The following is a 10048-nucleotide window of genomic DNA, read 5'->3' as shown; positions in this document are numbered from 1 at the left end:
AAAAGAGTTTGAAACTCTGCAAGAATGTGTGGATTCTGCTTTTAAAAATTGTCCTAACGTATGCGCGTAATGCTATAATATTCGTTAATCATTTATATTTTAAACTTAGCGAAGATAAAGCAGCAATATGTAAGAAAATACAGAACGAGTGGCTGGGAGCTAATGTTTCTTTTGTAGACCAAATAGGCCATTATTCAATCAATACAAATACTCTGTACATTCTGCCAGATCCATCCTCTGTTGAAGAACATGAATTTATGTATGCTGATTGTCTCGAACAAAATGGTCAGGTAATGCTTCAAGTATTACAGCCACAATCTTGGCTGAAAAAACTTGATCAATGGTGGGAACAGAACGAATCTGATGCAGGCAATAATGAGAGACTATATATGCCTTGTATCGATAAAATTATGATGGAACTTGCAGATGTAAAAACAAAGATAAAAGATTTAACAATTGCGGGTCTAATTTTATGTGGGTGTGATGGAGATGGGGCGTATGGGTTAAAGGCAATAAAAAATCAAGGTGGAGAGACAGCAGTTCAGAATCCAAAGGAATGTAAGCATGATAAGAGAGAAAGTAGCTCCATGCCCAATACAGCATTAGACATAGACAAAGAGCCAAAACATAAAACAATATTAATAGAAGGAAATAGCGATATTATTAGTTTAACACAATGGCTAAAATCTATTTGTTAGGGTAATATCACTCGTACTTTAGCGGATTTCAATCGGGCGATCAGTTGACTAACCCTCCAAAAATACTCTTTACAATCAAGACAAAAGGTATGAAGAAAATTATTGAGACTATTTTAGCTTCGAGTGTGATATTTACCACATTCTGTTTATCACTCAGCCCCTCTCAAGCTCAATCTCTTACCCAGGGAGTAAAACAATCTAAAAATTCTTGTGATACAGCAGTAGAAAATGTTAAAGCAAGAATTAAGAATAATAATTATCTAACTGTGGAGTTTCAGGGTAGACAAATTTATCGTGAATGGCAGGCCGGCGCACCAGCGGGACGCTCTATTCACTTGATAATTCTTTTGGGTACGGTAAGGGAAGGAAGCGGTCAGCTTGTTAATAATATAATGGCATCTACGCAAATGTTAACGGCCATGAGCAATCAATTGATTCAGGGTTGCGATAATATCGCAGCTGTTACCTATTCAAAAAAACACACTGGTTATATAAGAACTTTTGGACAAATTCAGGGTAGAGTTCAAGAGTTTGAGTATATTACGCCCGTCAGGGGTCAACCCATTCCATTAAGATGGGGAGTAGACATAATGATTTAATTAATCTACAAAATAGCATAACTTACTTAAACAACTTGGCAGTTTGCTAAATCATTGGCACTGAATAGGAACTATCCCAATAAAAATTCGTGAATAATAAGTTATCTTCATAGCAGGGGCAAATACTATGCGGTATGCACTTTTATCTGGAATTGGAATCATTGTTAATCTCGCGCTATTTCCGTTGGTTGGAATAGGGCAGGAAATTCCTACTGGTTTGCGTCAGGGAATGCCTTACAGCGAAGCCAGAGAGCTTATCCTCAATTCAGGATGGCTGATAGATTATGAACGTCCCCGTTTCAGAGAATTATCTGGATTGACAAGTCGAATGGTTAACGGCCTAGGTTATGATGAATTTGGAGATTGTGCTGGAACTGGCCGAGGATTTTGTGGCGGTTCTTTTATTGGTTCAGATGGTAAAAGTTTAGGGATTATCACTGTCAATAACGAACGAGATCCTAGATTATATCATTGGACTTTATCAAGCCAAGAATCATGTTTGTTAGGTCAGTCAGAGCAGGAATTACCGAAGGGCTTATATCAGGGAATGCCTTACAGCCAAGCAAGAGAAGTTATTTTAGACTCAGGATGGCAATTCGACTACAAGCATCCCTATCAAATAAGAGAATTAAGAGGGTTAGCAAGTCGAATGGTTAGGAATCTTAATTACCATGAATTTGGAGATTGTTCTGGTACAGGAAAAGGATTTTGTACAGGCTCATTTTTTAATGTATATGGCAAAAAGTTACACATTATCACGGACAATAATCAGCAAGATCCTCAATTATACGATTGGTCGTTATCTCCTAATGAAAAATGTCGTTAAGGCAAAATGATGAATCAAGAATCAGCCCAGCTTGGCATTTTTATGCAAAGGAAAAACTAAAAGCTCGCCCATCCCCCACCATAATTAAATTAACACTCACCGGCATCAAAAACATTAGCGATATGAAGGCATTCATCCCCATCGTAGTCTGCTCAATTATTGGAGGAATTGTTGGAGTAACCCTCGCTTCTCCCATTCCCTACACTCTCTATGAGAGCATTCCGGGGCAAGGTTATTCTCGAAGTTGCAGCCCCGGAGATATGTTTTGTAATTCCACAAGAAGTCGAGAAATTTACTCTGGACGAAGCTACAGCACCCGTTCCGTTAGAGACAACGAAGGAACCTTGCAACAACAATTGATTTACGGGGGTATTGGTGTCGCTGCGGGGTTGATACCCAGTTTCTTAATTCTTCACTTCGTCCGTAAAAAGCAATAATTTCAGGAGCGGTATTGGTGTGGCTGCGGGGTCGATACCCAGTCTCCCCCCTCTGTGGGGAAATTATCGGCACCCCAGGCGGACACCGGCCCATACAGTATCCCACCGGCACCCAAATAAACATAAACAAATTACGCAATACCACCGACACTCATGGCCACTTCAGTAGACACCCATCGCATCACTGGCCCTGTTAAGTTGATGAAATTAGGCCACTTAAGAATCAACTTAAAACCGATTTGATTCATTGGTATGTGGACGTCATAGAGTTCTTGGATCTTGAAACACTACATTGACACACCGATTTCTGCGGTGGCGCCCTTGGATGTTCAGGGGCCGGTGAATCTGGCAGTGCTGGTGGATATAAGAAAGCCGGTGGAATGTTTGGGGGCTAGTGAATCTAGGCAAGCTCTTGAACGTAAACAGGCCGGTGTATCGCTTGGAAATGCTAAAACTCATGGCTGTTTCAGGCCGGCATAGAGAAAATGTACATCACCGACATCCCCGCCACCACCGGCATCCAGAGACTTTGGGAACTTTAGCGATCTTATTGTCAGCACCGGCATCACGGACTTTAGCGACCTTCTTGGCATCACCGGCCAATAAATATCGTATGAACTGTTCAATATTACAACCGGAAGCCAGAAAATTTTAAGACAATATCAAGAATGTTATACGGTCTGTTTGGATTATCCTAAAACGATGACTTCTTTCACCTTGCAAATTCCTGAACTCATCAAGACCCTACGCAAGCGCATGAACCTCTCCCAGGAGAAGTTGGCCGCTCGTCTCGGTGTGTCCTTCCAGACCATCAACCGCTGGGAGCGTGGTCATGCCACCCCCTCACTGATGGCGATTAAGCTGATTGAGTTGCAGTTGCGGCAGATGGGGGAGCGGGTTAAGATGACATGAATAACTTTACTATCTATACACAACGAAAATAACTTTATGAATACAGCCACTTTTTGGTTAACTGTTATTCTTATTTTTTTCCCTATTGCTGTAGTAGTTCTGTTAATTGCTGTGCTTCCTTTTTGGATATACATTTTTGCTAGATTAGCATTTAATTTAATGTGTCGAGCTATAATTTATATGTTTATTGCAGAACTAATGATTGGCATCATTACTATTCCAATAAGCTTATGGCTGTTGAAAAAATTGAAAGAGTCGAATTTTATGAACAACTATTTTTCTTTAGATTACCATGAATTTTTAGTTTACAAATGGGGAATGAGTGTTTACCAAATGAGTGTTTACCAGTGGATTCAAAGAGACCGCAATCAAACCAGTTCTGCTGAGTAAAACAACCTTCATATCCTTGTCGGGAAGGTGCTTTGCCGCTGATTGCAGAAGCAACTCCATAAATCTCCCAAACAGCCCCGGTGACCTCGGTTCCCACCGGCACAATTCCGGCCAACTTCTCCCGCCGCCAATTCGTTGGGAGTAGAGAATATCCACTCAAGTTACCTCACCGGATGGATTCGCCAGACTAGAGGAGTCCGGTAAATTAGGAGCATAAAAAAAACAAACACCCGTTAACTCAGGCCGCGCAGCTCTTTATTAAAAACTGATATAATAGAAAATCCCGCACTTACTAGCTCTGGCGGGATTGTTGCGTTGGGGGGTTGGTGCGCTTGGTTCCTTATCACTCCCAAAGTAAACTGAGATTAAGATTAGAGCAATTCTTGGAATTCTGGTTCGTTGCGAATTAAATCAAAATCTTCATCATCCTTGGCTTCCTTTTTCCATTTTTGATCCAATTTAATGGCTTGCTTCAAATGCTCTACAGCCTGAGATAAGTTTCCTTGCAATCCATAAATGCAGGCTTTATAGTACCACGCTGCACTATCATCGGGTTGATACTCTAACAGTTTGTCATAAGAATCAAGTGCTTGTTTATATTTTCCCAATTGAGTAAAAGCAATTCCTCTAATTCCCCAAGCTCCATAGAATTTTGGCTGATAACGCAGAGCATGATCGCAAGAATCAATAGCTTCTTTGTACTGGTGTAATTTTAAAAAAGCATTACCTTTGTTTAACCAAACTATTTCACTGCTCGGATTATAATCTAAAGCTTCGTCATAAGAATCAATGGCTTCTTTGTATTTCTCTAACTGGCTAAGTGCAAATCCTCTATTAGCCCATGTGGCATAATCATCGCGTTTGTAGCGTAAAGCTTTGTCGTAAGAGTCAATAGCTTCTTCATATTTTTCTAAATCTAGTAAAGCATCTCCTCTACTATTCAAAATTTCATAATCATCAGGATTATACTGTAAAGCTTTATCATAAGAAGCAACCGCTTCCTTGTATTTACCTAACCTTCTTAAAACTTCCCCTCGGTTATAGTGACCAATGAAAAAGTCTGAATTAATTTTTAGACATTCGTTTAAGTCTTTTAGTGCTTTCTGGTTTTCTTCTAAATAGGATAAAGCCAAACCTCTGTTACTATAGGCAATATATTCTTGATGATTAGCATCTAAATTAATGGCTTTTGTAGAATCTTCAACCACTCCTCTATAATCTTTTAAGTAGGATTTAGCATATCCTCTCATAATATAAGCATCCATATATTGAGGATTTAAACTAATAGCTTTAGAAAAATTTTTAATAGCGTCTTCATATTGTTCTAGTTTTAAATAAACAGAACCTTTTCCAAAGTAAGCCTCCTCATAATTGTTGTTGATATTAATTGCTGTATCAAAATCTGCCAAAGCATTTTCATTTTCCTTTTGTTCAAAATAAAGATTGCCTCGGGCAATGTAAGCAACTGCTAAATCAGGGCTGATTTCTATAGATTTATTATAGTCTTCAAAAGTATTTTCTATTTCGTCCAGCTTAGAACGAGCATATCCTCGATTTAAATAAGCTTTAGCAAAAAGAGGATTAACCTGAAGGGCTTTTGTATAAAACTGTATGGCTTTTTCATGGTTTCCATTTTTTGCTTGGTCTATACCATGATTAAATAGCTTCTTTTCCAAGGGTAAGTTCTCAGATGGATCAGTTTGATGTTGATAAAGATTAGCTTCAATTCCTTTGTCGATACGAACAATTGAATCAATATTAAATTCAGCCTTAAATAAAGAATTATCGGATAATAACTTTATGTTAATCCCTTGTGCATAAGCATAATTAATATCTAAAAAAGAGTAGAATAACGATAAGATTGTAAATCCAATGAGTAAAACCGAACGCATAACATTTTTTGAAAACTTCTGGAATGTTAACATAGCTATTTTCTGAGTGGAGTGCTGTTTGCTAGTTTTTTTGAGTAGGTCTGAGAGCAAGCCCTCTATCTTTGGAAAGATTTTAAACTAAAAAAGGTTCAAAATTTGGAGTAGATTGTTACAGAAAAATAAAGCTTTACCAAAAAAAGGGACCTCATAGACTATGCCCAACCCAGAACCCCTCAACCTCTTAGACACTGACTACGCGGCCCTCATCGCCGATGACTACGACCCCAACCTAGAACGGCTGCTGATGAGAGCGGCGGGGAATCGCTTCGGGATGCCGTGCTCTTGACCCGGTTGGTGGGACTCGCTCAGAACCCACTGGAGACCGAGGAAGATTGGCAGCAGTTCGAGACGGTTTGGGGGAAACTGGATAAAGCAGAGTGAGGCGAGCGCATCTCCCGACTGTCAGACCCGACACCTATCCCGCCAACCCCAACTTTCGTGCCCCCACTCACAAACTGTTAGCCCTGGCAGTTAGAGGGGTAAACTGGTATTGGACTGGGGAGGCGAGCAGTACCGGCGTTTATGGCTGACTTGGTTTGCAAATATAGCAAAAAAGGAGAAAAACTATGGCACTTTGTAAGAAAATCTCTGAATCTTGGAAGGGCCACTGGGAGTTCTTCTCTGACTATTTTTACCAGCTACCTGAAGGTATAAAAACTTTGTATGAAACATTGCCTCGGCCTTGTGTGTATGCGTATATTCTCTTTGCGATATTTTTTTTAATATTTGTAGGAGGTGGAACATTTCTTATGTGGATGCTTGCTGCTTTGGCAGTCATTTCTATAGTGCTTCTTTCAGGAATATTTATCGGGCCTTTTCTTGCTGTTGTAGGCTTAATTTGTCCCAACTTACTATGTTGTGAAAATCGTCGGGAGGTACTCCAGGATTGCTCAATAATTACGGCTATTTCGGCAGTTTATCACTTAGCTAAATATATCTCAAGTCTTACGCAACTGGCATAGCGACAGCCAACCTAGCAAAGCCTTGGATAATAAGTAGGAACTTAGAAAGTAAAAGGGTTATAAGGCTGACGGGATACCAGGCTTTCAGCCAAATCAAATTCAACTTAGACCCGCCACTTCAGAATTTTGCTTCCCTCTCAAACACATCACGGTTTAAGCAAAAATCTATGGTCTCCTGATTAACAATCGCCACTCGCTTTAGTAACAGAAGGCCATTAAGCGATTCTTCCTCTTGGCTTTCTGGATGAATTCACATTTCCACCACCGGTACCCCTTTCGATGTCCTTGATAAAAATGCGATGGCTACTTGCGCCGCTGATTCATCTATTAACCTTTGCAATTCTAGCTGCGCGTTTTGTTCGCCACCCGCCGGTACTTCAACTTCGCACAGTTCTACATTAATTTGCTTTCCTTTACCACGAATCGTAATCTGATTGCCGGTGACTTCTTCGACAAACCAAATATGGGGTAAAGCCGAGATACGCTAAGAATCCTTTCATCATTGCATCAGCAAACTAAAACTCTAAATATTTGTGGTCAAGCCCCAACTACACCGGCCCCCAACTACACCGGCACAATACCACAAATCCAACCCTCTCTCTAAATCCCCAATTGTTCACACCAACTATTATTTATTGGCAATTTCTGAACTGCTTAAAAAACCTTTATTTTTAATTAATTTTAATAACTTTCAAGCAGTAACCGATTCAATTCTTCTTTATAGGGGTATAGCTGAGAGGTAGAGTCAAGGTAAATGTTGCCTTCCCCCCACTCTCTTCCGAAACTGGAAAAAGCGATTATTCACCGCACACGGCTGCAAAAGCCTTGGCTGGTGACACGCTATGCCAACCACATAGCCGTTGGGGATAGCGTATTGATTTGGCAAGCCGGGGAGATTTGATGAGGGGAGGATGCCGGTGTTCTGAGGAGCAAGAATTAAGCGTGAGTCTATAATCTCTTTAGAAAACTTTAGCCCCTACCTTTGAAAAGTGCGTATCTTGGCTGTTCCTCAACTACTCTAACTATCCAGAACCACCAGCTTTTACAAAAGTTATATTAATTATTAAGTTCATCACCTATGCTAAACTCTTCAAATGCTGTTTCAATATTTTGCATAGAATCCGTAAGCTCAGGACCCATATATTTATCTTCTCCATAAATACCCTTTATTGTATGATAGCCCGATTTGACCAAATCCTTGAACTTATTAAATAACTTTTCATCGCCCATAATCTCTTTAGTTAAACCCATTAAACATAAGCCAGCATCAAGATGATTAGAATCAATTTTCTTGTCTAAATTTATAAATTCCACTGAATTTTCTTCTTTTTTTAAAAACTTTTCAACTTCATATATAAGATGTTTTAGTCCAGTAGAATACCGAGTAATATCTCTAATCCTTTCAGATGGAAATATTTTTATTTCTTCTAACGCTAAATTATATAAATCATTGTTTTTGATGAAAACAATATTTTTATCTATAAATTTATCTCTTTCTAAAACCAATAGATTCCTTGTTAAATGAAATTTAATATTTTTAAAATGTCGCAAATGTTCTTCGATGCTAGTTACAAGTATCCTAGCAATTTCTTGCTGTTTCTGCTTTTTTCTATAGCCATCCAAAAACCAATTTGCAGTATAAATGCTTGCAGTTGTCGTTAAAATAGTTATAACTGAATTAATGCCTTTAATTTCTGTAAAATTTCCGATTTTTGTTACACTAAAGGCGAGCGAAAAGATGAAAGGAGATGTCAAAAAAAATAAGGAGGGCCAAAGAATTCTCTTTTCGTCGTTGATTTTCTTCAAGTATTTAAAAACGCCTAGCCGTTGTAGTAACAAGAAACCGGAAATAGTTAATCCTAGTATGGCAGGTAAAAAAGTTTTAAGTTGTTCAGTCATTTGACTTTTAGTATAAATGTTAACTGTTGGTAACAATAACTCTTTTTCAATCTCATCTCTCACTTTAGCATTGGCCCGCAGCATCCAACACAAAAGGGAGAAACCAAGGCTTCCCATCGGCTCTCACGCCGGCCAAAAAAACATATTAATTACCGGCCCCCGCATTGTAACGCCTAGCACTGCTTTATCTCCCACCGGCACAGAACTAATAGTCAAACTACCCAGAGCCCTCGACTCTCCCCTAAACTAATACACACCACCGGCCTCTAATTTGAAATGACCCCCAAACTAGCATCTGCCTGCCAGGTTGACACGCTCCACAATATGTCCCCACGACATCTAGCAAATTTCTCCCTACGGGCATTAAGCCCAGACAATTACAATAGGGTAAATTTTTATTACAACTAATTCCTGTTCCGTACCCAGTAAGAGTTTAGTTGTGCTATTTGGTGGATCTAACAGCTTTGCTAAATTGAACCCGAATTGCTGGTGTCACTATCCTCTCAAATACAAGGGCCAGCAGATTTTAGAGGCCAGTGGCTTTGCCACCATTGAGGTGCCAATAGATGTCATGGGGGCAATGGATGTCAGGAGGGTAGTGGTTTTTATTAGGCCGGTGAATTTGTCAGCGTCGGTCAATCTGCTAGGGGGCGGTGGACGGGGCTATACGAACCAATGTGTGACTAAGTACCGTCTGCCGCACCGGCTTTAAAGCTTGAAAAGAGCTAAAGTTGGAAAAATCCTACCCTTGTTACGGCGAATTTGATACCTAGAAATTTTCACCTTAAAAGTGTGAGGAGTGTTAAACAATTAACATGACAAGTAAAGTTGGGTTATGAAGCAACCGCCAATTTCAGCAAAATCGATTCCAGCACCACCCGGTAAGACAATATACCCAGAACCATTCGCTTCTCTTGTTGAGGGACGACAAAAGCGAAAGTTAGGAGAATATTTTGGGTTGACTAATTTTGGAGTGAATTTAACCCACCTCTCCCCCGGTGCAATTTCTGCACTTGCTCACAGCCACTCAAAGCAAGAAGAATTTATCTTGATATTGGAAGGCAGCCCAACGCTGGTACTAGGCGAAGAGGAATTCATTTTGCATCCTGGTGACTGTTATGGATTTAAAGCCGACACAGGTATTGCTCATCAACTAATTAATCGAACTCAGGAAAATGTAACTTATCTTGAAATTGGCGACCGCTCTGAAGGAGATGAGGTTGAATTTCCCAACGACGATCTCAAAGCAACACAATTGCCAAATGGTGAATGGGCTTTAACGCATAAAGATGGTCACCCTTATTAAGAATAAAATGGAGTTATTAGCGTCTGAGTTATCCCAACAAATGCAGGGAACTGAGGTGTAAAATATGGAAATTAAGTTACAATTAGCT

The 10048-nt window shown here is 39.7% G+C and carries 12 protein-coding genes; 10 read left to right on the top strand and 2 right to left on the bottom strand.

The window, feature by feature from the left end; all coding sequences use genetic code 11:
• The 8 genes from NG798_RS25925 to NG798_RS25890 form a co-directional block, all read left to right on the top strand.
• Positions 1-698, top strand: a 698-nt coding sequence (locus tag NG798_RS25925) for a chemotaxis protein CheB (RefSeq protein ID WP_261226618.1), incomplete at its 5' end; no start/stop codon positions are given.
• Positions 699-787: 89 nt separating this feature from the next.
• Positions 788-1297: a hypothetical protein gene (locus NG798_RS25920; RefSeq protein ID WP_261226617.1), complete on the top strand. Its 510-nt coding sequence runs from the start codon at positions 788-790 to the stop codon at positions 1295-1297.
• 127 nt (positions 1298-1424) lie between these two features.
• Positions 1425-2123 carry a hypothetical protein gene (locus NG798_RS25915; RefSeq protein ID WP_261226616.1) on the top strand — a complete coding sequence of 233 codons (699 nt, stop codon included), beginning with the start codon at positions 1425-1427 and terminating at the stop codon, positions 2121-2123.
• Positions 2114-2560: a hypothetical protein gene (locus NG798_RS25910; RefSeq protein ID WP_261226615.1), complete on the top strand. Its 447-nt coding sequence runs from the start codon at positions 2114-2116 to the stop codon at positions 2558-2560. Before NG798_RS25915 ends, NG798_RS25910 begins: the two co-directional genes overlap by 10 nt.
• 279 nt (positions 2561-2839) lie before the next feature.
• The gene (locus NG798_RS25905; protein WP_261226614.1) at positions 2840-3040 is read left to right on the top strand and encodes a hypothetical protein; all 201 of its coding nucleotides are present in this window, start codon (positions 2840-2842) and stop codon (positions 3038-3040) included.
• On the top strand, positions 3006-3215 hold the full coding sequence (locus tag NG798_RS25900; protein ID WP_261226613.1) for a hypothetical protein: 210 nt from the start codon (positions 3006-3008) through the stop codon (positions 3213-3215). Before NG798_RS25905 ends, NG798_RS25900 begins: the two co-directional genes overlap by 35 nt.
• Positions 3216-3244: 29 nt before the next feature.
• Positions 3245-3472, top strand: a complete 228-nt coding sequence (locus tag NG798_RS25895; RefSeq protein WP_261226612.1) for a DNA-binding transcriptional regulator — start codon at positions 3245-3247, stop codon at positions 3470-3472.
• Between the two features lie 36 nt (positions 3473-3508).
• Positions 3509-3862 carry a hypothetical protein gene (locus NG798_RS25890; RefSeq protein ID WP_261226611.1) on the top strand — a complete coding sequence of 118 codons (354 nt, stop codon included), beginning with the start codon at positions 3509-3511 and terminating at the stop codon, positions 3860-3862.
• A 371-nt stretch (positions 3863-4233) separates the two neighbouring features.
• Here the strand turns inward: NG798_RS25890 and NG798_RS25885 are convergent, their stop codons facing one another.
• Positions 4234-5787: a tetratricopeptide repeat protein gene (locus tag NG798_RS25885; RefSeq protein ID WP_261226610.1), complete on the bottom strand. Its 1554-nt coding sequence runs from the start codon at positions 5785-5787 to the stop codon at positions 4234-4236.
• A 1722-nt stretch (positions 5788-7509) separates the two neighbouring features.
• Between NG798_RS25885 and NG798_RS25880 the strand changes: the two genes are divergently transcribed.
• Positions 7510-7656 carry a hypothetical protein gene (locus tag NG798_RS25880; protein WP_261226609.1) on the top strand — a complete coding sequence of 49 codons (147 nt, stop codon included), beginning with the start codon at positions 7510-7512 and terminating at the stop codon, positions 7654-7656.
• A 155-nt stretch (positions 7657-7811) separates the two neighbouring features.
• Here the strand turns inward: NG798_RS25880 and NG798_RS25875 are convergent, their stop codons facing one another.
• Positions 7812-8771: a hypothetical protein gene (locus NG798_RS25875; protein WP_261226608.1), complete on the bottom strand. Its 960-nt coding sequence runs from the start codon at positions 8769-8771 to the stop codon at positions 7812-7814.
• Between the two features lie 718 nt (positions 8772-9489).
• Between NG798_RS25875 and NG798_RS25870 the strand changes: the two genes are divergently transcribed.
• A complete protein-coding gene (locus NG798_RS25870) occupies positions 9490-9960 on the top strand; it encodes a cupin domain-containing protein (RefSeq protein WP_261226607.1) in 471 nt (156 codons plus the stop codon).
• Positions 9961-10048: the final 88 nt, after the last annotated feature.

The sequence above is a fragment of the Ancylothrix sp. D3o genome (assembly GCF_025370775.1).
GTDB lineage: Bacteria > Cyanobacteriota > Cyanobacteriia > Cyanobacteriales > Oscillatoriaceae > Ancylothrix.
This window is presented reverse-complemented; position numbering and strand designations above follow the sequence as displayed.

Excerpts from the sequence above, each read along its gene's own strand:
- NG798_RS25900 (WP_261226613.1), top strand. The coding sequence starts at position 3,006 with ATGCTAAAACTCATGGCTGTTTCAGGCCGGCATAGAGAAAATGTACAT.
- NG798_RS25885 (WP_261226610.1), bottom strand. The coding sequence starts at position 5,787 with ATGTTAACATTCCAGAAGTTTTCAAAAAATGTTATGCGTTCGGTTTTA.
- NG798_RS25875 (WP_261226608.1), bottom strand. The coding sequence starts at position 8,771 with ATGGGAAGCCTTGGTTTCTCCCTTTTGTGTTGGATGCTGCGGGCCAAT.
- NG798_RS25920 (WP_261226617.1), top strand. The coding sequence starts at position 788 with ATGAAGAAAATTATTGAGACTATTTTAGCTTCGAGTGTGATATTTACC.
- NG798_RS25880 (WP_261226609.1), top strand. The coding sequence starts at position 7,510 with ATGTTGCCTTCCCCCCACTCTCTTCCGAAACTGGAAAAAGCGATTATT.
- NG798_RS25915 (WP_261226616.1), top strand. The coding sequence starts at position 1,425 with ATGCGGTATGCACTTTTATCTGGAATTGGAATCATTGTTAATCTCGCG.
- NG798_RS25870 (WP_261226607.1), top strand. The coding sequence starts at position 9,490 with ATGAAGCAACCGCCAATTTCAGCAAAATCGATTCCAGCACCACCCGGT.
- NG798_RS25890 (WP_261226611.1), top strand. The coding sequence starts at position 3,509 with ATGAATACAGCCACTTTTTGGTTAACTGTTATTCTTATTTTTTTCCCT.
- NG798_RS25910 (WP_261226615.1), top strand. The coding sequence starts at position 2,114 with ATGTCGTTAAGGCAAAATGATGAATCAAGAATCAGCCCAGCTTGGCAT.